Origin of the sequence: Streptomyces sp. NBC_00271, assembly GCF_036178845.1 — a bacterium.
Classification (GTDB): Bacteria; Actinomycetota; Actinomycetes; order Streptomycetales; family Streptomycetaceae; genus Streptomyces.
In genome coordinates, this window is the sequence record NZ_CP108070.1 from 10,577,503 (window position 1) to 10,602,521 (window position 25,019).

General features: G+C 70.7%; 24 protein-coding genes and 1 pseudogene. 19 read left to right on the forward strand and 6 right to left on the reverse strand.

Going from position 1 to position 25,019, the window contains the following annotated elements; translation table 11 throughout:
• The first annotated feature begins 71 nt into the window (after positions 1 to 71).
• Positions 72 to 353: a heavy-metal-associated domain-containing protein gene (locus OG798_RS48150; protein ID WP_121413882.1), complete on the forward strand. Its 282-nt coding sequence runs from the start codon at positions 72 to 74 to the stop codon at positions 351 to 353.
• A 112-nt stretch (positions 354 to 465) separates the two neighbouring features.
• Positions 466 to 2,751, forward strand: a complete 2,286-nt coding sequence (locus OG798_RS48155) for a heavy metal translocating P-type ATPase (protein WP_328759309.1) — start codon at positions 466 to 468, stop codon at positions 2,749 to 2,751.
• Positions 2,752 to 2,824: 73 nt separating this feature from the next.
• Here the strand turns inward: OG798_RS48155 and OG798_RS48160 are convergent, their stop codons facing one another.
• From OG798_RS48160 to OG798_RS48170, 3 genes are all read right to left on the reverse strand, one after another.
• Entirely contained in the window at positions 2,825 to 3,580 is a 756-nt protein-coding gene (locus OG798_RS48160) for a tRNA-dependent cyclodipeptide synthase (protein WP_328759310.1), read from the reverse strand.
• Between the two features lie 137 nt (positions 3,581 to 3,717).
• Entirely contained in the window at positions 3,718 to 4,119 is a 402-nt protein-coding gene (locus OG798_RS48165) for a hypothetical protein (RefSeq protein ID WP_328759311.1), read from the reverse strand.
• 165 nt (positions 4,120 to 4,284) lie between these two features.
• Entirely contained in the window at positions 4,285 to 5,046 is a 762-nt protein-coding gene (locus tag OG798_RS48170) for a cytochrome c biogenesis CcdA family protein (protein WP_328759312.1), read from the reverse strand.
• A 125-nt stretch (positions 5,047 to 5,171) separates the two neighbouring features.
• On the opposite strand from OG798_RS48170, the pseudogene OG798_RS48175 reads away from it, so the two are divergent.
• The 13 genes and pseudogenes from OG798_RS48175 to OG798_RS48235 form a co-directional block, all read left to right on the forward strand.
• Positions 5,172 to 5,480, forward strand: a pseudogene (locus tag OG798_RS48175) (class I SAM-dependent methyltransferase); the annotation flags it as partial.
• Positions 5,481 to 5,553: 73 nt separating this feature from the next.
• Entirely contained in the window at positions 5,554 to 5,811 is a 258-nt protein-coding gene (locus OG798_RS48180) for a hypothetical protein (protein ID WP_328760237.1), read from the forward strand.
• 45 nt (positions 5,812 to 5,856) lie between these two features.
• Positions 5,857 to 6,237, forward strand: a complete 381-nt coding sequence (locus tag OG798_RS48185; protein ID WP_121413877.1) for a BlaI/MecI/CopY family transcriptional regulator — start codon at positions 5,857 to 5,859, stop codon at positions 6,235 to 6,237.
• Positions 6,234 to 7,211: a M56 family metallopeptidase gene (locus tag OG798_RS48190; RefSeq protein ID WP_328759313.1), complete on the forward strand. Its 978-nt coding sequence runs from the start codon at positions 6,234 to 6,236 to the stop codon at positions 7,209 to 7,211. The genes OG798_RS48185 and OG798_RS48190 overlap by 4 nt, the downstream gene beginning before the upstream one ends.
• 91 nt (positions 7,212 to 7,302) lie before the next feature.
• Complete coding sequence (locus OG798_RS48195; RefSeq protein ID WP_328759314.1) at positions 7,303 to 9,885, forward strand: copper resistance protein CopC; 2,583 nt, start codon at positions 7,303 to 7,305, stop codon at positions 9,883 to 9,885.
• Between the two features lie 54 nt (positions 9,886 to 9,939).
• A complete protein-coding gene (locus tag OG798_RS48200; RefSeq protein ID WP_328759315.1) occupies positions 9,940 to 10,383 on the forward strand; it encodes a hypothetical protein in 444 nt (147 codons plus the stop codon).
• A gap of 114 nt (positions 10,384 to 10,497) precedes the next feature.
• Positions 10,498 to 11,154, forward strand: a complete 657-nt coding sequence (locus OG798_RS48205; RefSeq protein ID WP_328759316.1) for a DUF3105 domain-containing protein — start codon at positions 10,498 to 10,500, stop codon at positions 11,152 to 11,154.
• On the forward strand, positions 11,151 to 11,843 hold the full coding sequence (locus OG798_RS48210) for a DUF305 domain-containing protein (RefSeq protein WP_328759317.1): 693 nt from the start codon (positions 11,151 to 11,153) through the stop codon (positions 11,841 to 11,843). The genes OG798_RS48205 and OG798_RS48210 overlap by 4 nt, the downstream gene beginning before the upstream one ends.
• 269 nt (positions 11,844 to 12,112) lie before the next feature.
• Positions 12,113 to 12,433 carry a hypothetical protein gene (locus OG798_RS48215; RefSeq protein ID WP_328759318.1) on the forward strand — a complete coding sequence of 107 codons (321 nt, stop codon included), beginning with the start codon at positions 12,113 to 12,115 and terminating at the stop codon, positions 12,431 to 12,433.
• Between the two features lie 210 nt (positions 12,434 to 12,643).
• Entirely contained in the window at positions 12,644 to 12,955 is a 312-nt protein-coding gene (locus OG798_RS48220; RefSeq protein ID WP_328759319.1) for an SHOCT domain-containing protein, read from the forward strand.
• A complete protein-coding gene (locus OG798_RS48225; RefSeq protein WP_121413871.1) occupies positions 12,952 to 13,563 on the forward strand; it encodes a sulfocyanin-like copper-binding protein in 612 nt (203 codons plus the stop codon). The genes OG798_RS48220 and OG798_RS48225 overlap by 4 nt, the downstream gene beginning before the upstream one ends.
• Positions 13,564 to 14,360: 797 nt before the next feature.
• A complete protein-coding gene (locus OG798_RS48230; protein ID WP_328759320.1) occupies positions 14,361 to 17,357 on the forward strand; it encodes an aminotransferase in 2,997 nt (998 codons plus the stop codon).
• A gap of 8 nt (positions 17,358 to 17,365) precedes the next feature.
• A complete protein-coding gene (locus OG798_RS48235) occupies positions 17,366 to 18,397 on the forward strand; it encodes a LacI family DNA-binding transcriptional regulator (protein WP_328759321.1) in 1,032 nt (343 codons plus the stop codon).
• On the opposite strand, the gene OG798_RS48240 is transcribed toward OG798_RS48235, so the two are convergent.
• A complete protein-coding gene (locus OG798_RS48240; RefSeq protein WP_147474122.1) occupies positions 18,394 to 18,708 on the reverse strand; it encodes a hypothetical protein in 315 nt (104 codons plus the stop codon). The two genes, OG798_RS48235 and OG798_RS48240, sit on opposite strands and share 4 nt — an antisense overlap.
• 101 nt (positions 18,709 to 18,809) lie before the next feature.
• Here OG798_RS48240 and OG798_RS48245 point away from each other — a divergent pair, with 101 nt between their 5' ends.
• The 4 genes from OG798_RS48245 (at position 18,810) to OG798_RS48260 (ending at position 22,287) form a co-directional block, all read left to right on the forward strand.
• Positions 18,810 to 19,211 carry a hypothetical protein gene (locus OG798_RS48245; protein ID WP_328759322.1) on the forward strand — a complete coding sequence of 134 codons (402 nt, stop codon included), beginning with the start codon at positions 18,810 to 18,812 and terminating at the stop codon, positions 19,209 to 19,211.
• A gap of 42 nt (positions 19,212 to 19,253) precedes the next feature.
• Positions 19,254 to 19,604 carry a hypothetical protein gene (locus tag OG798_RS48250; RefSeq protein ID WP_328759323.1) on the forward strand — a complete coding sequence of 117 codons (351 nt, stop codon included), beginning with the start codon at positions 19,254 to 19,256 and terminating at the stop codon, positions 19,602 to 19,604.
• The gene (locus OG798_RS48255) at positions 19,573 to 19,779 is read left to right on the forward strand and encodes a hypothetical protein (protein ID WP_183126982.1); all 207 of its coding nucleotides are present in this window, start codon (positions 19,573 to 19,575) and stop codon (positions 19,777 to 19,779) included. Before OG798_RS48250 ends, OG798_RS48255 begins: the two co-directional genes overlap by 32 nt.
• A 390-nt stretch (positions 19,780 to 20,169) precedes the next feature.
• Positions 20,170 to 22,287 carry an FUSC family protein gene (locus OG798_RS48260; protein WP_121413867.1) on the forward strand — a complete coding sequence of 706 codons (2,118 nt, stop codon included), beginning with the start codon at positions 20,170 to 20,172 and terminating at the stop codon, positions 22,285 to 22,287.
• 400 nt (positions 22,288 to 22,687) lie between these two features.
• Here the strand turns inward: OG798_RS48260 and OG798_RS48265 are convergent, their stop codons facing one another.
• The gene (locus OG798_RS48265; RefSeq protein ID WP_121413866.1) at positions 22,688 to 24,646 is read right to left on the reverse strand and encodes a glycoside hydrolase family 15 protein; all 1,959 of its coding nucleotides are present in this window, start codon (positions 24,644 to 24,646) and stop codon (positions 22,688 to 22,690) included.
• A gap of 165 nt (positions 24,647 to 24,811) precedes the next feature.
• Positions 24,812 to 24,934, reverse strand: a complete 123-nt coding sequence (locus OG798_RS48270) for a hypothetical protein (RefSeq protein WP_328759324.1) — start codon at positions 24,932 to 24,934, stop codon at positions 24,812 to 24,814.
• Between the last annotated feature and the right edge of the window lie 85 nt (positions 24,935 to 25,019).

Sequence of the window (25,019 nt, forward strand, 5' to 3'; positions counted from 1 at the left end):
TGGCAGGAGGGGACGGGGAACGATGCCGTCCCGGAAAGCTGCACACGTGTCTACACCCTGAGGAAGAAGCCATGACCACCGAGACGAACTCCGGTTCCTGCGGCTCCGGCGCCGGTGCCACGGTCGACGTCCGCGGCGTCGGCATCACTACCGTCTACCAGGTGTCCGGCATGACCTGCGGCCACTGCGAGAACGCCGTCTCCCAGGAGATCTCGGCGCTGGACGACGTCACCGCGGTCACCGCCGTCGCCAAGACCGGCGAGGTGACCGTCACATCCACCGCCGCGCTCGACGAAGAGGCCGTCCGCGCCGCTGTCGACGAGGCCGGCTACGAGCTCGTCGGCCGAGCCTGACGACTCCGTCGGGGCCTCACCCCCCGGCAACGCGAGTTCCCTCCCAGAGCCGTGGCATACCGCTCCGCTGATACGGACGCCGTACGTCCTGGCTTACCCAGGAGAAACGCCCATGACCAGCACCGCTCCCGAAAAGGCAGTCCCCGAAACGGCGCCCGCGCCCGCCCACGCGGTCGAACTCTCCATCGGCGGTATGACCTGCGCCTCGTGCGCCGCCCGCATCGAGAAGAAGCTCAACCGCCTGGACGGCGTCACTGCGACCGTCAACTTCGCTACCGAGAAGGCGAAGGTCTCGTACCCGGCGGCCGTCGACATCGCCGACCTCATCGCCACCGTCGAGAAGACCGGCTACACCGCCGAGGAGCCGCCCCCGCCAGCCTCCACCACCGCCGACGTGCGCGAGGGCGAGGCCGCCCCGTCCGTCGCGGACGGGGAGCCGCTGTCCCTGCGGCAGCGCCTCTACGTGTCACTCGTGCTCACCGCGCCCGTCGTCCTGATGGCGATGGTGCCGTCCTTGCAGTTCGACAACTGGCAGTGGCTGTCGCTGACGCTCGCCGCACCGGTCGTGGTCTGGGGCGCCTTCCCCTTCCACAAGGCCGCCTGGACGAACGCCCGGCACGGCGCCGCGACCATGGACACGTTGGTGTCGATCGGCACGCTCGCCGCGTTCGGCTGGTCGCTGTGGGCACTGTTCTTCGGGCACGCCGGGATGCCGGGCATGCGGCACGCCTTCGAGCTCACCGTCTCCCGTACGGACGGCTCCTCCTCCATCTACCTGGAGGCCGCTGCCGGGGTGACCGCCTTCATCCTCGCCGGGCGTTACCTGGAGGCGAAGTCCAAGCGCAAGGCGGGTGCGGCGCTGCGGGCGCTGCTGGAGCTGGGCGCCAAGGACGTCGCGGTGCTGCGGGGCGGCAAGGAAGTACGCCTCCCTGTCGCCGAGTTGACTGTCGGTGACCGCTTCGTCGTACGACCCGGCGAGAAGGTCGCGACCGACGGAACCGTCGTCGAGGGCGCCTCGGCGGTCGACGCCTCCATGCTGACCGGCGAGTCCCTGCCGGTGGACGTGACGGTCGGCGACGCCGTGACCGGGGCGACCGTGAACGCGGGCGGTCGGCTCATCGTCGAGGCGACCCGCGTCGGTTCGGACACGCAGCTCGGGCGGATGGCGAGGCTGGTGGAGGACGCCCAGAACGGCAAGGCCGAGGTGCAGCGCCTCGCCGACCGGATCTCGGCCGTCTTTGTTCCCGTCGTCATCCTCATCGCGTTCGGCACCCTGCTGACCTGGCTGCTTGTGACCGGTGACGTCACTTCTGCGTTCACGGCCGCGGTCGCGGTGCTGATTATCGCCTGCCCCTGCGCGCTCGGTCTGGCCACGCCGACCGCCCTCATGGTCGGCACGGGCCGGGGCGCCCAGCTCGGCATCCTCATCAAGGGCCCCGAGGTACTGGAGTCCACGCACCGTGTCGACGCCGTCGTCCTGGACAAGACCGGAACGGTGACCACGGGCCGGATGCGCATTCAGGACGTCTTCACCGCACCGGGCGTGGACGAGAACGAACTGCTGAAGCTGGCGGGCGCGTTGGAGCACGCCTCTGAGCACCCCATCGCGCAGGCGATCGCGGCTGGCGCCGTCGAGCGGGCCGGAAGCCTTCCCGTGCCGGAGAACTTCGAGAACAACGCCGGGCTCGGCGTGCAGGGAGTGGTGGACGGTCACGCTGTGCTCGTCGGCCGCGAGAGGCTCCTCAAGGAGTGGGTCATCGAGCTGCCCCGGGAGCTGGCCGAGGCCAAGGCCGCAGCGGAGGCCGAGGGGCGTACGGCCGTCGCCGTCGCCTGGGACGGTGAGGCGCGCGGTGTTCTCACGGTCGCCGACGCGATTAAGGAGACGAGCGCCGAGGCGGTGGCCGATCTGCGCAGGCTCGGTCTTAAGCCCGTCCTGCTGACCGGCGACAACCAGCTCGTAGCCGAGTCCGTGGGCAGGTCCGTCGGCATTGACGAGGTGATCGCCGAAGTCCTGCCCGAGGACAAGGTGAGCGTGGTCAAGCGGCTGCAGGACGAGGGCCGTACGGTCGCGATGGTCGGCGACGGCGTCAACGACGCGGCCGCGCTCGCCACCGCCGACCTGGGTCTTGCCATGGGAACCGGCACCGACGCGGCCATAGAGGCCGGCGACCTGACCCTCGTACGCGGCGACCTTCGCGTCGCCGCCGACGCGATCCGCCTTTCCCGCAGGACCCTCGCCACCATCAAGGGCAACCTCTTCTGGGCCTTCGGCTACAACGTCGCAGCCCTGCCGCTGGCCGCCTTCGGGATGCTCAACCCGATGATCGCGGGCGCCGCGATGGCCTTCTCCTCGGTCTTCGTCGTGACCAACAGCCTGCGACTGCGGTCCTTCAAGTAGGTGTGCAGACAGAGAAGTTGATCGAGGCGCCCGGGCGGACAGACCGGGCGCCTCGTGCACGCGCTGCTCCAGGTCATCGTCGCTGCACGGTATCCGGCACATGGACGCCTGGGCGTTGGATTTCTACGGCGCTGTGCAGATGACAGAAGCCCTGCTCGGGGGCCGGGTGCAGGGCCAGCCGGTGGTGGTACAGGTCGGCCAGCAGCTGCGGGACCTCGTGGTAGCAGAACACCGAGGCGGCCGCGCCTGCGATGCGCGGGGTGTCCAGGAACAGCGGCAGTTCGGCCAGGAAGTACCGCACCGCGCCCCGCAGCTGTTCTTGCGTGGGCTGCCGGCCGGGCGGCAGTCGGCGTTTCAGCACCCAGGCCGAGGCGCTCAGGCACGCCTGGGCAAAGCCGGTGTCCTTGCGGAAGCGGTGCTCCTCATGTGCCGTGAGTTCCTCGTAGGCGGGGTTCGAGGCGAGCGCCTGGCCGTCGAGGAGGTAGGGGCCGGGGTCGAGTACGCCGTTGTCGGCAAGGGCTTTGGTGATCTTGTTGCGGACGTACTGGCCCTGGCGGCGGGCCTTCCAGGCGGCCTTCTCCGGCGGATAGCCGAGTGCTTCCAGGGTGTGGGCGGCCGCGGTGTCGGGGACGAAGAAGTGCACGTCCGTGAAGGTGGACAGCCCCCAGCAGACCAGGTCGGCGATCCGTTGGGCGGAGAAGTGGCTGTTGAACGGGCTGATCCCGAGGCACGCGTGGGCGCGGCCCGCGAAGGCGGTCCGACATTGGGCGGTGAGCGGCTCTGCGCGGATCAGGTCGACAGGCTCGGTGGACACGGACTCGGAGGGCATGGCGGACTCCGGTTGGACGAGGAGAGGGGCGTGTCGGTGTACGGCACCGGGCGGACGTGCCGGCTCAGTTCAGCAGCCGAACGCAGGCACTCTGACGGCGGTCCGTGGGGTGGTGAGACTGAGGCGTGTGCCTCTCTCTACGTACGGATCACGCACAGCTCATAGGAGCCCTCGGAGCCCAGAGCACGCTCCCAGCCCGGAGAGGCATCGAGCGACACCGTCGTGGGCGGGGTCCACAGCGGCAGGTCACGGTCGACGCCAGGCACAGGGGTGCGCGGGGCGGGCTCGGCGCGGGAGGCGGGGCACCGGTCGTGGTCGGACATGCACGAGTGCTCGCCGGTGGACGACGTGTCCCCGGGGGACGCGACCACCACGGTGGCCTCGGCCGAACGGCCCGCGCACGGCTCCGTCATGGCTGTTCCGGCAGCGGATCCGACGCCGGAGGCGCAGCCCAGGAGCGCGAGTACCAGCAGCAGTACGCCGACCGCGCGGGGGGCGCCCACGCGTGCACGGTCGCGGGGGAGACGCTGCTGGCGCATGAGGCAGTGATGCACCACTTCGTGGGCCAGGGCCAGCGGCACCGCCGAGAGGTCACCCGGATGGCGGACGGTGCGGCGCGCGGAAGCGCACAACGTTTCCCCGCCACGGGATGCCGATGCGACTCCGACCCGTGCCGAGGCCCTCCGGCGTCGGCGTTGCGGGGCTCACAGCGCCAGCTGGTAGCCCGCGACCCAGTAGCGCAGCAGCCCGGTCAGATACGTCCACGCGCCACTGACCTGCAGAACGCCGACGACCACCAGCATCGCGCCGCCGAAGCGCATCACGCCCCGCGCGTTGCGGCGAGCGAAACCGAAGGCACGCAGGGCACGGCGGAAGCCGAGGGCGGCTACGAGGAAGGGCAGGCCCAGGCCGACGCTGTAGACGAAGGCCAGCAGGGCGCCGCGGCCCGCGCTGCCGGTGTTGAAGGACAGGCTCATCACGGCGGCGAGCGTGGGGCCGATGCACGGGGTCCAGCCGAGGCCGAACATCACCCCGAGAAGCGGGGCCCCGGCCAGGCCCGCCCGTGGGTGGTAGCTGATGCGGAAGGTACGTCCGGCGAAAGGGATGCGCTCGAAGGCGCCCAGGAAGAGTAGTCCCAGCAGGATCGTCAGCGCGCCCAGGATCCGAGTGATCAGGTCCTGGTATTCGAACAGCGTGTTGCCGACATAGCCGAGCGCGGCACCGTAGCTCGCGAAGAGGGCGGAGAAGCCGAGGATGAACAGCGCCGTCCCGGCGACCATCCGACCCCGACTTTCGCGCCCCGCCTGCACGTCGGCCGCCGACATGCCGGTGGCGTACGAGACGTAGCCGGGCACTAGTGGCAGGCAGCAGGGCGAGAAGAACGAGACCGCGCCCGCGAGGAGCGCGAGTGGCGCCGCCAACAGCAGCGGGCCGCTGGCGACGAGCTCGGATATGCCTTGACTCACGGACGGCCTCCAGGGCAGGGGGTAGGGGACGCGGCGCCATGTCGGGCGGCCCGAGCGAGCGTATTCCTAACCTACTAAGGTGAATCATTGAGGGTGTCCGCTCCGCCATCACCGAGGAGGACATCATGGTCAAAGCGGTGTCTCATCCGTTCTTCGCCCGCATCTACCCGCGCATCATCGCCTTCACCGAGGCGCACGGCTCGATCGAGCACCGCCAGGAGCTGCTGGCGGGTGTGCACGGTCGGGTGGTCGAGATCGGAGCCGGGACGGGGGCGAACTTCCGGCACTATCCGCCCGAGGTGACGCAGGTGGTGGCGGTGGAGCCGGAACCGAGACTCCGGGCTCTCGCAGATAAAGCCACGACGGAGACGCCCGTGTCGGTGGAGGTGGCGGCGAGCCGGGCGGAGAAGCTGCCGTCGGAGGACGACGGTTTCGACGTGGCGGTGTTCTCACTGGTGCTCTGCACCTTCGCGGACGTGCCGGGCGCCCTCGCCCGAGGCGAGGCGGGTGCTGAAACCGGGCGGGAAGCTGCTCTTCTACGAGCATGTGGGCTCCGAGCGGCCCGGCTTCCGCCGGGTGCAGAAGTCGCTGGCCCTGCCGTGGCGGCTCATCGGTGGCGGCTGCCACCTCACCCATGACACCGAACGCGCCATCCAGGAGGCGGGCTTCACCGTCGAGGACATCCGCCGCTTCTACTTCCTGATCAACGGCCGAGCCAACCCCGCATCCCCGTCGATCATCGGTACCGCCCGCCCGACCACCTAGGCCGCTTAGGATGTCCGGAGAACATTCCGATCGGGGAGGAGGGCCATGACGCAGTTCGGCGAGCTGGAAGCCGCGATCATGGACGCGGTGTGGTCCGCGGGCAAACCGTTGCGCGTCCGCGAGGTTCTCGAGCGCCTGGACCGGGACCCGGAGCCCGCGTACAACACCGTCCACACCGTCACCGAGATCCTCTACCGCAAGGGTTGGCTGGCGAAGGAGAAGGACGGCCGGGCCTACAAGTACGGAGCCACCCAGAGCCGTGAGGAGTACGTCGCCGGGCTGATGGGGGAGGCGCTGTCCGTGGCCGACGACCGCACCGCGACGCTGGCCCGCTTCGTGCAGCAGATGCAGCCCGGCGAGGCCGAGGAACTGCACCGGCTGCTCGGACAGGCCGTGGCCCGGGAAGCGGGGGAGGCGTCCTCGTGATCGTCGCCGCCGTCCTCTTCACCTACGCCGTGCTGTTGTGCACTTTGGCGCCCCGGCTGTTGCGCGGGGCCTGCTGGGCTGAGCGGGCACCCCGGCTGGGCATCGTGGTCTGGCAGGTGCTGGGCGCCTCGGCGCTCACATCCGCCATCTTGGCCGGGCTCGCGCTGACCGTGCCGACCGTCAGGGTCAGTGCCGATCTCGCGCAGCTGCTCCAGGCGTGCGTGATGGCGCTGACCGCGCAGTACGCCTCGCCGGGCGGCGCCGCCGCCGGGGCCGCGGGGGCCGTGCTCGCGCTCGCGGTGCTGGGGCGGGTGACCTGGTGTGCGGGCACGGCTCTCCTGCGCATCGGCCGGGAGCGTCGGGAGCACCGCGAGGTCCTCGACATGGTCGGTCGCGCCGATCCCGTACGCGGTGTCGTCGTCCTCGACCATGAAGAACCCGCCGCTTACTGCCTGCCCGGCCGCCACCGCCGCACAGTGATCACCACGGGCGCTCTGCACGCCCTGGACGACGAACAGCTCACCGCCGTCCTGGCCCACGAACGCGCCCACCAGGCCGAACGCCACGACGCCGTACTGGCCTGGACGCAGGCCCTGGCCCGAGCCTTTCCCCGCGTTCCGCTGTTCCGTACGGCCGAGGCGGAGATCGCGCGGCTGGTGGAGATGCGAGCCGACGACGTGGCCGCCGCCCGCTCCGGACGGCTGACCACCGCCGCGGCACTGCTCGCGGTCGCGGGCGGCCCGACTCCGGCCGTGGCGCTCGCCGCCGGCGGTTCCACCGCGGCGCGCCGGGTGCGCCGCCTTATCGAAGCGCACGCCCCGCTGGGCCGCCTGCGCATCGCGGCGGGTTCGCTGACCGCGGCAGTGGCGCTGGCCGTGCCGCTGCTGATCGTCGGCGGTCCGGCGGCGGCCGCGACGCAGCTCAACTACTGCCCGAACGGCACCCCGGCCGCCCAGGTCACCTCCATGCGCTGACCGTCACTGTGCCCTCCGGCTGGACACCCCATCATCAGTCACCTAATCTCCTTAGGAGCTCAGGTTTTTGGTTGAGGAGGGTGTCGTCCGCATGGGAGACCTGCTGTTCGGTACGACGCTGCTGGCGTCGTTCCTCGGCGGCGTGGTGGCTCTGCTCGCGCCCTGCTGTGTGTCGGTGATGCTGCCCGCGTACCTGGCCACAGGCTTCCGGCGCCGCACCGGGATCCTGGCCGCGACGCTGGTCTTCGCCGCCTGGGTGGCCACGGTGATCGTGCCGATCGGTCTCGGCGCCACCGCGCTGGTCTCGCTGATCTCCGGCCACCACCTACTGGTGTTCTCCATCGGTGGCGCGGCCATGGCACTCGGCGGGCTCGCACTGCTGGCCGGGTGGAAGCCGCAGCTGCCGATGATCGCGGGCCGGGCGCCGCACGGGCACGGCTTCGGCTCCGTGTACGGCCTCGGCGTGTTCTCCGGAGCGGCCAGCTCCTGCTGCGCACCGGTGCTCGCCGGGGTCGCCGTGCTCTCCGGCGCCGCGGCGTCCTTCCCCGCCGCGCTCGCCGTGTCGCTGACGTACGTGGCCGGGATGGTCGCCCCGCTGTGCCTGCTCGCGCTGGTGTGGGACCGCCGGGACTGGGGTGCCAGTCGACTGTTGCAGGGTCGCCAGGTCACCGTCGGCGTAGGCCGGTTGCGGCGGCCGCTGGGCAGTGCTGTCTCCGGGACACCGGAGACCCTTGAACCGGTGACCGCACTCGCACCATCCCTCCGACGCCCGGCCGGGGTCCTCCTCGCCCTGGCCGCGCTCGCCCTGGCCGCGCTCCTGGGTACCGCCACCCCCGCGTCCGCCCACGCCACGCTGCTGTTCACCAGCCCGGCCGCGGACGCCACAGTCGCCGACTCGCCGAAGTCGCTTGTCCTGGTCTTCGACCAGCCGGTGAGCCTGAGCGGGAGCACCGTACGGCTGCAGCCCACTGCCGGCCTCGGCACGGCCGCCCTCAGCCAAGGCCGTCGCACCGTCACCGTGCCCGTACGCGGCACGCTGACCGAGGGCGTGCACACCGTCGACTGGACGGTCACCGCCCAGGACGGCGACATCATGACCGGCAGCTACCGCTTCGCCGTCGGCCCCCGCACCGTCGCCCTCACCTCCGGCCAGACCACCACCGCGAAGGACCGCGTCCCCACCACGATCCTGCGCTGGCTCCTGTTTGCCGCACTCGCCCTGCTCCTCGGCGAGCTCACCACGAGCCACCTCGCCGCCCGCGTCCCCGACGCCCCCGTCAGGCGACCCCGCTCCTGGGCGCTGCCCGCCGCCCTCGTCGGCTGCGCCGCCGCCCTCGGTCTGACGGCGCTGGTGATCGGCGACGGCTCGCTGCGCTCGGTGATCGACACCCGCCCCGGCGTCCTGTCGCTGATCGAGGTGGCCGGCTTCGCCCTCGCAGCCGTTGCCGTTGGCGTACGCCACCGTTCATGGGCGGTCGTCCCGCTGGCCGCTGTCGTGATCGCCGAGGCACTACGCGCGCACCCGCAGGCCCAACAGGCCGTCGCCGGACCGATGTTGACCTTCATCCACCTCGCGGCTGCCGCCCTGTGGCTGGGCGCCCTGGTGCAGGTACTGCGCACGACGGCCGACTGGCGCGGCGAGCGGGCCGCCGCACGCGGCCTGCTGTCGGCCTACGCACGGCTGGCCGCCTGGCTGTTCGCGGCCGTCGTGACGACCGGCGTCATCGCCGCCCTGCTGCTCGTCCCGCTCGGCGACGTCTTCCACACGACATACGGCCAGGTCCTCCTCGCCAAGATCGCGCTGGTCGCGGGGGCCGCCGCCCTCGCCTACCTCGCGCGCCGCCGCCTGCACTCCGCACCCGGCCGCCTCCCGTACCGTCCCGCCCGCGTCGAAGCCTCCGCCCTGATCGTCGTCCTCGCCGTGTCGGCCACCCTCACGGTGCTGCGCGCACCCGCCGACGCCAACCGCCCCCTCTCCTTCGCACCCCCGACCACCGGCCCCGTCGTCCCGGCCGGCACCCGCGCCGGGGAGATCGGCATCAGCGCCCGCGCCAGCACCGGTCAGCTCATCGTCGAGCTGACCGCACCCCAGGTCGGCAACCCCGACGACCAGTCGTACGGCCTGTCCGCCACCCTCGCCGACCCGCGCGGCACCCGCCGAGCCCTGAAACTCCGCGGCTGCGGCACCGGCTGCTTCTACACCCAGCTCACCTGGCGCGAGGGCACCAGCCACCTCACCCTGACAGCCTCGGCGGGCGAGGAATGGGCGGGCGGCCGGGCGGGCCTGGCCATCACCTGGCCCGCCCGCCCCGACGCCGCCCTGCTCCGCGAGACGGTCGGCGCGATGAAGAAAGCCCCCCGCTTCACCCTGCACGAACTGGTCACCAGCAACACCACGCTCGGCCTCGGCGACCTCAAGCAACTCCCCATCACAGGCAAGGAGTTCCTGGCCGCCGAGCCGTACGGCAGCGGCACCGCACCCGTGATCACCCGGCTGCCGGACGACAACGGCCACCGCCGTCTCGCCCTTGCCTACCCCGCCGAGCACACCCAGCTCGACCTCACCCTCGACGAGACCGGCCGCATCCTCCATGAGACCCTGACCGCCCCCAACCACCTGGTCACCCGCACCTTCGTCTACCCGGAGACGGGGGAGGAGGGCCATGAGCACTGAGCACCCGGGCCCGATCGAAAGCGCGTTCACAAGTACCGCTTAACATTCAGCGTGATGAGCAGCCGGACGCAGCACACGGCCCGCGGCGCGTGGCGGACCACGCACATCGCGGCGCTCTGTCCTGCCCTGGCCGTACTGCTCGCGGCTCTGGTGATATGCCTGGGGCCCGCGGCACACGCCGCCAGCGGCGACCGGGCCACTTCCACGACCGCTGCCATGACCGGCGTTTTCCACGCGCAGATGCAGACAGGCAGTCCGGCCGAGCACCACACAATGCCGGTCGCGCACCCGGGTGGCTGTCCCGCCGGAGACGTGTGCTGCTCACCCGCCGTCCACGGTGCGGCAGCGGTGCTCGCCGCACCCGTGCACCCCCTGCCGGTGCTTCTGCCCCGCATGCCGAGCCTCCCCAGGCGGGAGGCCGGTCCCACGCTCCTCGCCAAGCCTCCGCCGGCTGACAGTGCTCCCGATCTCCACGTCCTCCAGGTGCAGCGGACCTAGACGGATGGCATGGCGCTGTGGCGCTCACGCGTGCCCATGCGCCGAACGACATCCGTCCACCCCCTGCACCCACCGCCGCCGACGACACCGCGGCGGGGACAAGGACACCCAGGCATGCCCAACACGAGCAAGAAGCAGGCCGCCGCCGACCGCAAGGCCCGCATAGAGGCGATGCGCCGTGCCGAAAAGGCCCGCGAGCGCCGCAACCGCATCATCACCATCACGCTCAGTACGGTCATCGTCGCCGGACTCGCCGGCTGGGGCGCGTACGCCATCAACAACGCCAACGAGAAGAACGACCAGAAGGCCGCCGCCGCGGCGAAGCCGATAAGCGGCGAGAAGACTTGGGATGCGAAGAAGCTCACGCGCAACCACGTCCAGACCAAGGTCGACTACCCGATGAACCCACCCGTAGGCGGCAACCACGCTCCGGTGTGGATGACCTGCAACGGCGACGTCTACACCAAGGCCATCGCGAACGAGAACGCCGTCCACTCCCTCGAACACGGCGCGGTCTGGGTCACGTACAACGACAAGGCCAGCGCGGCCGACATCAAGACCCTCGCAGGCAAGGTCTCCAAGACCCCCTACACGCTGATGAGCCCGGACAAGACCGAGTCCGGGACGATCATGCTGTCGGCCTGGGGCCACCAGCTCAGTGTGAACACAGCCTCCGATCCGCGAGTCGAGCAGTTCCTCACCAAGTACGTCCAGGGCGCGCAGACCCCCGAACCGGGTGCCGCCTGCACGAACGGACTGACCGCCTCATGACGGGCCTGACCGCCACCGCACCGGACGAGACCGACCTGGGCGACGTACCCGACCGCAAGCCCGCTCTCACCCGCTGGCTGGTCATCGGTGCGGCGGCCCTGGTCGCCATCGTCCTGGCCCTCTCGTTGCTCGCCGTGACCGACAACGGCAACAACAAGTCAGCCGCCGTCCCCACGGCCGACTCCGCCGACGCCGGCTTCGCCCGCGACATGGCCGTCCACCACCAGCAGGCCGTCGAGATGGCCTACATCGTCCGCGACCGCACCACCGACGAGGACGTCCGCCGCCTCGCGTACGACATCGCCCAGACCCAGGCCAACCAGCGTGGCATGCTGCTCGGCTGGCTCTCCCTGTGGAACCTGCCCGTGACATCTCCCGACGGCTATATGACCTGGATGCCCATGGGCCACATGAGCCACCAGATGAAGGACGGCTCCCTCATGCCGGGCATGGCCACCAACACCGAGTTGAACCAACTCGGCAAGCTCAACGGCAAACAGGCGGAGATCCTCTACCTCCAGCTCATGTACGACCACCACATGGGCGGCATCGACATGGCCCGAACCTGCGCCCAGCAGTGCGCGGTTCCCCAGGAGAAGAAGCTCGCCCAGGGCATGGTCGACGCCCAGCAGTCGGAGATGAAGGTCATGGCCGACCTGCTGCGGGAACGCGGATCTGCACCGCGCTGACGTGTTCGCCGCCGCCGAGGGCCCGGATCGCTTGGCGATCCGGGCTCATCCCGCACACCCGGCCGGGCCGCAGCAGCCGCTGGCGCGGACGCGCGGACGAGGCGAAGCCGGCACGGGGAGGCGAAACAGCAGGCGCAGCGGTGCGACGAGCCCTCCGGCGAGACGGGGCGCGGCTCGTTCGCCGTACGCACGCCACAGGCCAGCAGCAGCGCGACCAGCAGGTGAGCGACGAACATGCCGGCGGGGACATGCGGCCCACGTCATGTCCCATGGACTCCGATCCCTCGTCGGAGCCGCCCGACTGGGCCATTGCGTCGCCCCCGGGCCGTACGTGGCGGGAGCGGGCCAGCAGCATCGGCGTGGAGGTGGTCTCCTCCGCTTCGTGTGTCAGCGCACTGTGCCGGAGCCGGTGCAGGGAGGGCACCCAGAACCTGCAGTGCACCTACCTGGCCGCCGCCGTCCTGGCCGGTCTGCTCGCCAACGCGCTGTTCGGCCTGTGGTGGCTCGACCCGGTCGTGGTCCTATGCGTCGCTGGCCTCGCGGTACGCGAGGACGTCGAGTCCTGGCGCGGCGAGGAAGGCGGCTGCTGACGGTGCCCAGGTGGGCCGGTCACTCCCGCGCCCAAGGCCCCGGCTCGCTCGACAACGGCGGCAGAGGCTGGCCTGTATCCCGACCGCGGTCAAAGATTGTGGGCCGGTCGTCGGCGGGGGCGGTCCGAACGGCCCCTTCTCCGGCCCTCTGCCCTGCGGGAGGGTGGTGAGCAGGCAAGGCGTGGCGGCCTCCGGTGACGCATTCTGGAGGTGAGGTTTGCCCACCAGTCGAAGAAGGCGATCGGCATGATGTGGTACGACGGCGGCTGGGGCTGGGGCGGCTGGATCTTCATGGCTATCTTCATAGTGCTGTTCTGGGCACTGGTGATCGCCGGTATCGTCGCGCTCGTCCGCTACCTCACGGGCAGCCATCACGGCCACCAGGTCGGCCTGCCCTCCTCCGGGAATTCCGGCTGGGGAGGCAGGCGAGCGGAGGACTTGCTTTCCGAGCGGTTCGCCCGCGGGGAGATCGAGGAGGACGAGTACAAACGCCGCCTTGCGCTGCTGCGGGAGCACCGGTGACCGCCAAGCGCCGCCGCAGGGTGTGGCTGACCGTCGCCGGGGCACTGGCAGCCCTGGTCCTGGGCCTTGCGACGACGGCAACGCTCGCCACCACAGGTGCCCTCCGCCACGCCGCTCCAGCGGGCTGGGCGACGTCGGGCGCACGGTGCAGCCCGCCCGCACTGTCAGGGCATCTGGCGGACGTGACCGTCGGCGACATGATGGGCGCAATGATGGGCGGTCCCCACGGTCACACCCCGAGCGCCGGCCCTGGCCAGCACGGCATGGGCATGATGTGGCTGCGCGCCACCCCGAGCACGGTCCCTGCCGGTACGGTGTCGCTGCGCGTGTTCAACGCTGGAGCCCTCACACATGAGGTCGTCGTGCTCCCGCTGCCGGCCGGCCAAGCCGTCGGAGAGCGGCCCATTGGTGCCAAGGGGCGCATCGCCGAAACCGGAAGCCTGGGCGAAGCCTCGCGCACCTGCGCCGCCGGGGAAGGCGACGGCATCACCTCCGGCGCCATGGCCTGGACCACACTGACGCTCCAGCCCGGCCGCTACGAGCTGGTGTGCAACCTCCGAGGCCACTACGCCGCCGGGATGTACTCCGAACTGAGCGTCACACGGTGACACTCAAGCCGTCGGGACCGTGTCCTGGCCTGCCCGGCGGGGTCCGGGCACGGCGGTGGGCAGCAGATCGAGCCCGTTGTCCGTGAGAAGCCTCGGTCTACGGCGCCATCAGCGCGGGCCCACCTTGCCAGGTGAGCGGCACCCGCCGGTGTCTGTACTGGGACGAACTCGCGCGCTCGTGACCTTTCGGCGGCGTGGCGCGGCCCTGTCTGCCGGCATGTCGGATGGCTGCTGCTGTACCTGGCGGGCAACGGGCGAGGCGGGTGGGCGATAGCTTTCGGGCAACTTGGCGGTCGGTGCGGACTCGTGGAAGCCGGAGCGGGATATCTGCAGGTCAGGCGTCTACGCGTTCACGGTTCCCGTGTGGTGTTCCCGTGGGAACATGACGGCGGGCTGAAACGGCTTGATGCGGGCCGGAACGGGTCGATACGGGCCGAAGCGGTGGACGTTTGTGCAGGTCGGCGGATAACCGCAGGTCAGGGCGTCGAATGGGGCCCAGTGCAGCGGGGTTCCCAGTGATGCCGGTGAGGAAGCTGAACCGGTTCAATCGCGCACGCTAAGGCAACCCGCCGAGCGGCCGGGCTACGCTTCCCGGCCGTTCTGCACGGGGCTGCTGCGGGGTGGCCAAGGGGCGGCCACGCAGCAACCATGGAGGCGGCTACGGGGCGGTTATGGGATCGCCCACGGGACCGTTGACACACCTCAGCGGGCGAATCTACGGTTGCCGGAACGTTCCGGCACCCCTTGAGCCGGTCCCCCGCGCGCGTGCGGCGTGCCGAACGGAAGCGAGCGACCCCATGGGTATCCCGTCCGCCGACTGGCTGGTGCGGCCGATCGGTCCTGTCGACGAGGCCGAGGTGTCGGCGGTGCTCGCGGAGCGCTTCGGAGTGACGGGAACCGTCCACGACCTGGGCAGTCAGCAGGACCGCAACTACCGCGTGCGTACGGAGACGGGGGACTACGTCCTCAAGATCGCCAACCCCGCCTCGGACCCGGCCGCGCTGCGCGCCCAGTGCGCAGCCGTGGAACGCCTGTCCGACGCGATGTCCGGGCTGAGGCTGCCGCGAGCCCACGCCGGCGTCGACGGCGAGGTGGTGCAGCGGCTCGGCGCGGGCGGCGTGGATCTCGTATGCCGTCTGCTGGACTACGTGCCCGGTGAGCCGATCATGGACAGCCGCTATCTCGCACCACCGGTCGTGGCCAGGCTCGGCGAACTCGCCGGACGGGTCGTGGCCGGGCTCGCCGACTTCGCGGGCGTGGAGCAGGAACGGCCCCTGCTGTGGGATCTGCGCAACGCGCTCACCGTCGTCGAGACGCTCGCTCCCCACCTGCCCGACCAGGAACGGGCCGCTCGGGTACTGCGGGCGTCCCGGGCCGCGCACACCCTGCTGGAGCCGTTCGTGGACCGCCTGCCGGTACAGGTGATCCATGGTGACGTCACCGACAACAACGTGGTCTGCGAACCGGCTCCGGACGGCCGCCGGATGCCGGTCGGCGTGATCGACTTCGGTGACCTCGGCCTCGGCTGGACGGTGGCCGAACTGGCGGTCACCTGCGCCTCCGTGCTCCATCATCACGGGGCCGGACCGGCATCCGTGCTGCCCGCCGTGCACGCCTTCCACATGGTGCGACCTCTCGCGAACGAGGAAGTGGACGCGCTGTGGCCGCTGGTCGTGCTGCGGACCTCCGTCATGGTGGTGAGCGGCCAGTACGACACTCTGTTGGACCCCGGCAACAGTTACGCCTCGGTGGCGCTGGACCGCGAGTGGGCGATGTTCGATGCCGCGGTGTCCGTCCCGGCCGAGGTGATGACGGCCCAGCTGCGGCACGCCCTCGGCCGCCCGTCGGCGCAGCTCCTGCCGGTGGCCGAACATACGCTGCTGCCCGGTCTGCCGGACGACGTGGCGAGCCTCGACCTGTCCGTGTCGAGCGAGGAGCTGCACACGGGACGCTGGCTGGCGCCCGACGCCGAAACCGCCCTGGCCCGGGCCGCCCTGACGGCGGGCCACAAGGCGGTACGAACCCGGCACGGCGAGTTCCGGCTGACCCGCACCACCGTCGACGACTCCGTCCCCGCCGCGACCTGCGCACTCGGCGTGGAGCTCCACCTCGCCGGTCCGGCGGAGATACGGGCACCCTGGGCGGGCACGGTCACCCGGCACGGCGACACCGGCGTGACGCTGCACACCGGAGGCCTGGACCTGCTGCTGGACGGCGTCGACGCGGAGGTCCAGCCGGGTCCCGTCGTCTCCGGGCAGCAGCTCGGGACGGTGGCCGCCCACGGGGGCGTACGGGTGCTGGGCGTCCAGCTCTTCCGGCCGTGCGCCACCGGGGGCCGACCGCCACGGTTCGCGCCGCCGGAACTGGCCGCCGGATGGCTGGAGGTGTGCCCCGACCCGACCCGCCTCTTCCTCGCCCCTGACGCCCCTGACGCCCCTGACGCGCCTGACGCGCCGTCCTCCGCTCCCGACGGTGTTCCGTTCTCCGCCCGCGACGCCCAACAGGCCGTCACAGAAGCGGAGTTGCTGGAGCGGCGTGAGCACTCCTTCGCCACCGTCCAGGAGCACTACTTCGAGACGCCGCCCCAGATCGAACGCGGCTGGCGGCACCACCTGGTGGACACCCGGGGCCGCGGCTACCTCGACATGCTGAACAACGTGACCATCCTCGGCCACGGCCACCCCGGGCTCGGCGAAGCCGTGCACCGGCAGTGGCAGCGGCTGAACACCAACTCCCGTTTCCACTACGCCTCGGTGGTCGAGCTCTCCGAGCGACTCACCGGACTCCTTCCGGCCGAGCTGGACACCGTGTTCCTGGTCAACAGCGGTTCCGAGGCCGTGGACCTCGCGCTCCGGCTCGCCTGGGCGGCGACCGGACGACAGGACGTGGTCGCGGTGGAGGAGGCGTACCACGGCTGGACCTACGCGAGCGACGCGGTGTCGACCTCGATCGCCGACAACCCGAACGCGCTCGCCTCACGGCCGCCGTGGGTGCACACCGTCGCGGCACCCAACTCCTACCGGGGCCGCCACCGGGGACCGCAGTCGCGGCGGTACGCTCCCGAAGCCGCCGCCAGGATCCGCGAACTGGCCGTCCAGGGGCGCCCCTTGGCCGCCTTCGTGTGCGAGCCGTACTACGGCAACGCGGGCGGCATGGCCCTCCCCGACGGATATCTCCGGCAGGTGTACGAGGCCACCCGCGACGTCGGCGGGCTGTGCGTCGCCGACGAGGTCCAGGTCGGTTACGGCCGGCTCGGCTCGCACTTCTGGGGATTCGAACAGCAGGGCGTGGTGCCGGACATCGTCACCGTCGCCAAGGCGATGGGCAACGGGCATCCGCTGGGCGCGGTGATCACCCGACGCGAGATCGCCGACGCCTACCGTACGCAGGGCTACTTCTTCTCCTCAGCGGGCGGTAGCCCGGTCAGTTCGGTGGTCGGGCTCACCGTCCTGGACGCACTGCGCGACGAGGACCTTCAGACCAACGCCCGTGAGATCGGCGCCCACCTGAAGGACCGGCTCCTCGAACTGGCCGAGCGGCACGCACTGATCGGCGCGGTGCACGGCTCGGGGCTGTATCTGGGCGTCGAGTTCGTCCGGGACCGCGAGAGCCTGGAACCGGCGACCGAGGAGACGGCCGCGATCTGCGACCGGCTGCGGGAACTCGGGGTGATCGTCCAGCCGACCTCGGACCGGCAGTGCGTGCTGAAGATCAAGCCGCCGCTGTGTCTGACCCGGCGGAGCGCCGACGTGTTCGCCGACGCGCTGGACGACGTACTGACGCACGGCTGGTGACACGGGAGATGCCGACCCCCGGATCCGCGGCCGTGCCGGCGCCACGCCCCGGCACCCCGGCCACGATCGCCGACGTGGCACGGGCGGCCGCGGTCTCCAAGACCACGGCCTCGGACGCCCTGCGCGGTCACGGCCGGGTGTCGGGACCGACCCGGGATGCCGTGCTGGAGGCGGCCCGGCGGCTGGGCTACGCGCCCAACCGCAGCGCCCGCAGCCTGCGCACCTCCGTCACGGACACCGTCGCGCTCTACTTCCCGGAGTTCCTGACCAGCGCCGAGTACTCCATGGCGTTCGTGTTCGGAGTGGTCGAGCGTGCCGCGGGCGCGGGCCTGAACGTCACCCTGCTGTCCTCCGGCCATCTGCCGCAGCACGGCACGGCGCCACCCCAGGTGGACGGGCTGGTGCTGTGCGACCCGGCCCCCGAGGACCCGGTGGTCCGGCACCTGATGAACACCGGGCTGCCGGTCGTGACGGCCGAGCGGTACGCCGGTGATGAGCAGCCGACCGGGGTGGTCCGATCCGACCACGAGGCGTCTATGACCGAACTGCTGGACCATCTGCGCGACTCCGGTGCCCGGCGGCCCGCGCTCATCGCCTCCGAGGCCACCTCCGACTGGTCCCTCACCCTCCAACGGACCCACGCCCGTTGGTGCGCCGATCACGGCGTACCCCTCGTCCTGCGCAAGGCGCCCGTCGGTGCCACCCCCGAGGTACTGCGAGGTATCGCGCGGGACCTGCTCGCCCAGGAACCCGGGACCGACGCTGTCGTGTGCGCTCCCGACGGCGCCGCCGCGGCCGTACTGCCCGAACTGCGCGCGGCGGGCCGCACGGTGGGCGGGGATCTGCTGCTGGCGTCCTGCGTGGACTGCTCGGCGATGCGGACGGCGGAGCCGGCGATCACCGCGATCGACCTGCGTCCCCGCTCGATGGGAGCCGAATGCGCCCGCCTGCTCTGCGAGATCCTGTCCGGCCGGACGCCACCGGGAACCGTGCGCACCCTGCCCGTCGCACTGAACGTCAGGGCATCGACCCGCGCTTAGCGATGCCGACGAGGCCGGTGAGGGTGGCGAACGGCTCGCTCACGCGGCATCCCCCGTTCCAGCCGGGCCAGGGTCGCGCGGCCGCGTGCGACGATCTCGGGATCGTGGTGGGGGACACCCCAGGAGATGGCGCTCACGGCATCGAGCGCGGCCAGACACCGAAGGGAGCGCTCCACCTTGTCGGTGAGCTCGCGGCCGTAGCCCTCGAAGAACGCGGCGCGCAGGTCGGGCCGGCCCACCCACGGGCCGCAGGCGAGGCGGACGATGTCGAAGACCACGGCATGCGGCCGGGCCCGCTCCAGATCGACCACCGCCGGCGTGCCGGGCCCGGTGTCGAACAGCCAATTGCGTTTCTTTCTCCAGGCTGTCCGGAGTTGTCGTCTGCCTTGCTCATGGATCTTCTGGGGGAGAAGTGTCGGATCGTTGGGGTGTCGCGTTCTACGACTTCCTGAAGCCGCCGCCGGGTCTGGGCGGGGGTGTGCTGGAGGGGGCCAGTCCGGGCAAGATCTCGGTGCCGGGCGCCGCCGGCGGAAGGGGAATTCGGCCGTCGAGCTCCCGTCGGCGGCAGGTGAAGCGGATGCTTCGGGTGCCCTTCGAGCAGTGGCGTGACGTCGGTTTGAGTGGCTACGGCTTCGACGGTGCGCGGCGGGCCGGATGGCGCGGACGGAACGAGGATCGCGACGTGGCGTTCGTCGACGGCCTGTACGGCACCGGGCTGCGTCTTCAGGAGTGGGGCAGCGTCCTTGACGTGGAGGCTGCTGCGCTCTTCGACTGCGCGTCTTTTCGCGGGCCTGGCTGGCGGCAGCGTGCCTGAAGGGGGGCGAAGGAGGGTCGGTGGTATCGGATTCCGCGAGCGGTGCTGCGTGAAGTCGAGGGTTACGCCGATCCATTGGAAGGCTCGCGGACGGAGGTGATACGCAGGGCCCGGCGTCGGGGCAGCTACGAGCGGCTCGCGTACCTGCGGGTGGTCAGCGGCTACAACACCCGAAGCCGTGTGTTGTATGTGGAGGGCGGCGGCTCGCTGTCGGTTGGCGTTCTGAGCCCCGATGAGAGGCGTCTGCTGTTCCGTCGGGCCGCATCCGGACTCCAACCGCTGGCGGTGTGGCTGTCGCCGAACGGACTGCCGAAGAAGGTGAAGGGCTGGGAGGGACACGTGGTACGCGCTGTCGCTTTTGATGGGGCACGCGGACCCGTCCACGACGCGTGACACATATCTGGAACCGTTCACCGCGCTCCAGGTCGACTACCTGATGGAGTTGCTGGACGGCGACGAGGCCAAGGGCATCGAAGTGTTGATCCGTACCGTGGCCGAGCGGGGCGGGCGGACGCTGACGGGTATCGCCCGTCCTGGCGTCCAGCCGGCGGCTGCGGGACGCGCATGAGCGCCGAGGGTGGGCATGCCCGGCGCGACGCCCTGCCGCCGTACATGCGGACCTGCCAGTGCCACGAACGAGGCTGCTCTTGGCATCCATGTCACCGCGGCTGCGCAGGGCCTGCTGCATGAAGGCCCGCCGCGACGTGCACGACGCGGGGACCCGGCTGTGAAACTGGGCGATCAACGGTACTTGGGAGCGGGTGTTCACCGCCCTGCTCGCCCAGGCCGACGCTGGAGATGCCCGCCGGCCCTGACCGGCAGGCACCGCAGAGTCCCAGGACGGCGGCGCCCTCCCCCGGGAGACGGCGCCGTCCCAGCGCAGCGAGTGGCAGCCACGCCGGGACTGGCAGAGGATGAGAGCGCTGCTCCCGCGCCGTGCCGCTAAGGAGGCCCGGACATGCGCTGGTGGTCGTCGCTGATCACGACAGGACGGGACGGGCTACTCATCCAGCGGGCATTCGCCGCCCCCTCGGCGATCGCACGGGCCGTACTGGCCGTGCTGCTCGCCACGGTCCTAGGCCGGCTGCTGGACGACCCGGTCGCCGGGGCCATGACCAGCGTCGGTGCGTTCATCTGCGGCATCGGTACGTTGCTGAGCCCGCTGCGCCACCCTGCGGTGAACGCGCTCGGGATGTCCGCGGCCTTCAGCGGAATGGCGGTGCTGGGCGCCACGGTGCACGGCACCACCTGGCTGTTCCTGCTGTTGCTCGCGGTCACGGCGTTCGCCGCCGGGCTGTGGTGGACGCTGGGCGTCGCGCCCGGCATCCGGGGTTGCCTCGCGGTCATCGGGCTGATGATCACGGCCGATCTCGCTCCCGACGTACATGGCGGACTGGTGATGGCCGGATGGATCGCGGTCGGGACCGGACTCACCGTTGTGGCGCAGCTGCTCCCGCCGTACGGTCCGCGGTTCGCCGCGCAGCGCCGTGCCCTCGCGGCCCTGTACCAGGCGCTCGCCGAGGCCTCGGTCGCGGCCGACTCCGCCGCCTTGGACCGGTCCGCTCCGTTCACGGCGGCCCGGCAGGCCCTGGACCTGCTGCCGCAGTTCAGCCGACCGGCGGCGGCGGCCATGTTCGGTCTGCTGGGAGAGGCCGAGCGCATCGGCAGAGCACTGCAGACCGTACGAGTGACGGTGTACGTGGCGGCAGCGGCAGGGAACCAGGAGGCACGGGACGGCACCGCGCAAGTGCTGGGCAACATCTCCCGTACGGTGGCCTCCGGCCGCGAGAACCGTACCCCCGAGGAGGTCTGGACCCTCCTGGAGTCGTGGGCGGCCGTCTCGCCCGTGCACGGCCCGTGCGACCTGGCCGCGCGGCTGCGGCTGGCCGAGCAACTGGCCCAGCGCTCGACCGAGGACCACCTCGGCGATGTACTGGAACCCCACACCGAGGTGCCGGGCCTGTACGCGGGCACACCCTCCGTGGCCCGCACCGCCCGGCGGATCCGGGCGCAGCTGCGTCCCCAGTCGCCGATCTTCCGCCATGCGGTGCGGCTCGCGGTGGGCGTGGTGCTCGCCGAGGTCATCGGCCGGTCGATCGGCGGGTGGGGCGGGCTGGGCATCTCCGCGCATGGCTTCTGGGTGGCCCTGACCACCATGCTGGTGCTCTTCCCCGGGTACGGGCACACTATCGCCCGCGGCTGGGGACGGGCGGCTGGGGCCGTGCTGGGCGGTCTCTTCGCCTGGGTGTTGTCCCTGCCGCACTGGTCGCCCACCGGCCTCGCGGTCGCGTCGGTGGTGCTGGCCGCGGCGTCGTTCGTGACCCTGCGGACCGGGCAGCTGATGCTCAACCTGTGGCTGACCACCTGGATCGTCTTCCTGATCCACCATGTCGGCGGGCTGCCCGGGCCCACTGCCTGGGCGCGCGCCGCCGACACGGTGGTCGGCGCCGCGCTCGCCGTACTCATCTTCCTGGTGTGGCCGACCTGGTCCAGCCGGCGGCTGCCGGGCCTGCTCGCGGAGTGGCTGCGGGTACAGGACCGGCTGCTCCCCGAGCTGCTGACCGGCTACGCCGACGTCGGGGCGACCGACCTGGCCGCCATCGACGAACTGCGGGCGCGGTCACGGCAGGTCAGGGAGCATCTGGAGATCTCGGTGGAGCAGGCGCACGCCGAGCCGGCCGAGCACCGCGGCCCCTGGTCGAGTGCGCAGCTGGAGCAGATCAGGACCCAGGTGTCCGCGGTCGCCGGATGTGCCACGCTGCTGGGCGAACACCTGCCGCGTACTGCGCAGGACGTCGTGCCGGAGCTGACCGAACTGGCCGATCCGCTGCACGAACACCTCGCCGCCCTGGCCCGTGCCGCCGCCGGAGCCGAGACGGTGGCCCCGGGGGCACTGCGGTCGGTGTTCGACTCCTTCATCGCCCGCTCCGGCCTGCTGGCTGCGGCGTCCGACGGCTCCGGCAGCGCCGCGACCAGCCGCGCCGTCGACCTGAGCACCGCAAGCATCGACGCCGTCGAGGCTCTTACCGCCACCATTGCCTCCCGCCACCGCCCCCGTCGCCACGCAGCAGCCTGAAATTCCGCAGGGGCGCCGTCCGCCCGACCGTGAGTCTCCCTGCCGGGGGTGAGGTGCGAAGCCGGGCAGGCCCCGGTGATTGACGCCAGTGCACGGGCGGTGCGACGCGGTCCGGATACGCAGATCCTCATGGCGCCGCGCCACCGCGAGGCGCGGCGCGAGACGCCTGGATCCCCGCTGCGGCCTGATCACCGGGTTGGTCCGACTCCTGCGGTGCAGGGCAGGGGTAGTCGTTTCGCCGCCAGGGCGAAACGGCGTCCACTGCGCGACGGGGTGAGCGAACCCACCAAGATCGATCATCGCACCTTGTCGCCGTGCCGGGACCATGACCGGCTTGCCATCACCGGGGGACACGGCCTTCTACCGCAGGCAGCGACTGTTGTGGGAAAGGGTGGTGCGCTCACCTGCGGATGATGTCGTCCGACGGATATGGGGTGGACAGCGTGAGTGGTGGACCTCCGGTCCCTGCTGCCATCGGTTGCGGGTAGCGATATGGAACCGGAAGCGGTGAGGTAGGAGGGAAGCCCGGCGTGGCGGCGTCGAGATGGGCATCCAGGCTCAGCGCGGCGGTGACGAGGGCGAGATGGGTCAATGCTTGGGGGAAGTTGCCGAGTTGCTCGCCGGTCAGCCCGATTTCCTCGGAGTACAGACCGAGATGATTGGCGTAGGTGAGCATCTTCTCGAAGACGAGTCGCCCTTCACGCAGATGGCCGGCGCGGGCGAGGGCTTCGACGTACCAGAAGGTACACGCCGAGAAGGTGCCTTCAGAACCGAGTAGCCCGTCCGGAGACGAAGAGGGGTCGTAGCGGTATACGAGGCCGTCAGACACGAGATCTGTCTTGATCGCGTCCAAGGTCGAGAGCCACCGCGGATCCTGCGGGGGTATGAACCCGACGGAGGGCATCCGCAGTAGCGCGGAGTCCAGCACGTCGCTGCCCAGGTACTGCGTGAACGCGGCACGCTCCGGACTCCAACCTCGCTGCATGATCTGCCAGTAGATGGCGTTGCGCTGGTTGGTCCAGCGCTCCAGCTCGGCGGGGCGGCCGCTCTGGGCGGCCATGCGGATGGCCCGGTCCAATGCGATCCAGCTCATAAGCCGCCCGTAGGTGAAGTCCTTGTCGCCGCCGCGCGTTTCCCAAATGCCGGCTTCGGGACGGTCCCAGTGCTCGCACACCCAGTCCACCGTGTCGATCAGCGCCTGCCAGATGCGGCAGGTCGTCGGCAGACCGCGTTGCTCGGCGAAATGGAGGCACTCCAGTGCCGATCCGTAGATGTCGAGCTGCAACTGGTCAGCGGCGCCGTTGCCAATCCGCACCGGAGCAGAGGAACGGTAGCCTTCCCAGTGCCCCAGGGTCTGTTCCGCCAGGTCGGGGGAGCCGTCGACGCGGTACATGACCCTCAGAGGGTGTTCACCCGAACCGGCGTGTTCCTGAACGCGGTCACCCAGCCACTCGGTGAATGCCACGGCTTCCTCGGCGAATCCCAGCCCGAGCAGGGCATGAAGGGACAATGAGGCATCGCGCACCCACGCGTAGCGGTAGTCCCAGTTGCGCTCGCCTCCGACCTGTTCCGGAAGGCTGGTGGTCGGAGCCGCAATCATGGCCCCGGACGGGGCATACGTCATGAGTTTGAGCGTCATGGCGGAGCGGTTGACCATCTCCCGCCACCGTCCGGTGTAGCGTGAACGCGCCAGCCAGTTGTGCCAGAAGGTGATGGTGTCCTCCAGAAGACGCTCGCATTCCTCCGGCGGAATGATGCGTGGCGGGCCGTCGGCGAACGTCTCCAGCACGAGGCCGCGGGTCATACCGGCTCGCAGCCCTACGGTCATGAACACGTCGCCGGCGCGGATCCTCCGGTCGTCCAGGCGTTCGTCGTCGAGTGTGTCCACCACGTGGATGGTCAAGTCCATATCTCGGCTGCCGAGATGCCAGCCGCCCTTGCGCGAGGTGACCTCATGCGGTTGTCGCGCGTAGTCGAACCGAGGGGCGATCTCGATGTCGAACGACACCTCACCGCGTGTGCACCGCAGCATGCGGACCAACCGGTGGTGGCTTGTCGGATTGCGTGGCGAGGCAGGCGGCATGAAATCCACGACCGATCCGACGCCTTGCTCGGTCATGAATCTGGTCAGCAGCACACAGGTGTCCGGGTAGTACAGCTGCTTTGTCGCATACGTCGGCGCCTGGGGAGTGATCGTCCAGTGACCACCGTTCTCACCGTCGAGCAGCGCTCCGAAGATACTTGGCGAGTCGAATCGAGGGCTGCAGAACCAGTCGATCGTTCCCTCGGTGGAGACCAGAGCGGCCGTCTGCAGGTCACCGATGAGTCCGTGGTCTTCGATCAGCGGGTGTTCGTTCATGGGGCCTCTTCCCATTTCGCCTGGCGTCAGCAGTGACGTCGCTGCCATAGGCCATGCCGCTTGCGGACACACGATGCGCTCCCACCTCCAGACTGCCCGGCGTACCCAGGGTTCGCATTACTCCCGGAGGCGGACTGCGCGCTACTGTCCGTGACGTAAGGGGACCTACCCGGTCAGCCGGCGGACGCTGTCATCGGCGCGCGCGAGGTGCGCCCTGTCGCAGAGCAGTTGGTTCAGGAAGTCGGCGATGGCCTCGCTGCCGTCGGCGAGCATCTTTGCCACGGCCACAGCGCTTCGCCCTGGAGCGTGTCCCGCGGCTGCGGCCGCAACCGGCGCAGCGCGTCGGTGAACGCCGTGGTCAGCCCGGTGGCAT

Excerpts from the sequence above, each read along its gene's own strand:
- OG798_RS48150 (WP_121413882.1), top strand. The coding sequence starts at position 72 with ATGACCACCGAGACGAACTCCGGTTCCTGCGGCTCCGGCGCCGGTGCC.
- OG798_RS48155 (WP_328759309.1), top strand. The coding sequence starts at position 466 with ATGACCAGCACCGCTCCCGAAAAGGCAGTCCCCGAAACGGCGCCCGCG.
- OG798_RS48160 (WP_328759310.1), bottom strand. The coding sequence starts at position 3,580 with ATGCCCTCCGAGTCCGTGTCCACCGAGCCTGTCGACCTGATCCGCGCA.
- OG798_RS48165 (WP_328759311.1), bottom strand. The coding sequence starts at position 4,119 with ATGCGCCAGCAGCGTCTCCCCCGCGACCGTGCACGCGTGGGCGCCCCC.
- OG798_RS48185 (WP_121413877.1), top strand. The coding sequence starts at position 5,857 with ATGACGCAGTTCGGCGAGCTGGAAGCCGCGATCATGGACGCGGTGTGG.
- OG798_RS48195 (WP_328759314.1), top strand. The coding sequence starts at position 7,303 with ATGGGAGACCTGCTGTTCGGTACGACGCTGCTGGCGTCGTTCCTCGGC.
- OG798_RS48200 (WP_328759315.1), top strand. The coding sequence starts at position 9,940 with ATGAGCAGCCGGACGCAGCACACGGCCCGCGGCGCGTGGCGGACCACG.
- OG798_RS48205 (WP_328759316.1), top strand. The coding sequence starts at position 10,498 with ATGCCCAACACGAGCAAGAAGCAGGCCGCCGCCGACCGCAAGGCCCGC.
- OG798_RS48210 (WP_328759317.1), top strand. The coding sequence starts at position 11,151 with ATGACGGGCCTGACCGCCACCGCACCGGACGAGACCGACCTGGGCGAC.
- OG798_RS48215 (WP_328759318.1), top strand. The coding sequence starts at position 12,113 with ATGGACTCCGATCCCTCGTCGGAGCCGCCCGACTGGGCCATTGCGTCG.
- OG798_RS48230 (WP_328759320.1), top strand. The coding sequence starts at position 14,361 with ATGGGTATCCCGTCCGCCGACTGGCTGGTGCGGCCGATCGGTCCTGTC.
- OG798_RS48235 (WP_328759321.1), top strand. The coding sequence starts at position 17,366 with ATGCCGACCCCCGGATCCGCGGCCGTGCCGGCGCCACGCCCCGGCACC.
- OG798_RS48255 (WP_183126982.1), top strand. The coding sequence starts at position 19,573 with ATGGGGCACGCGGACCCGTCCACGACGCGTGACACATATCTGGAACCG.
- OG798_RS48260 (WP_121413867.1), top strand. The coding sequence starts at position 20,170 with ATGCGCTGGTGGTCGTCGCTGATCACGACAGGACGGGACGGGCTACTC.
- OG798_RS48265 (WP_121413866.1), bottom strand. The coding sequence starts at position 24,646 with ATGAACGAACACCCGCTGATCGAAGACCACGGACTCATCGGTGACCTG.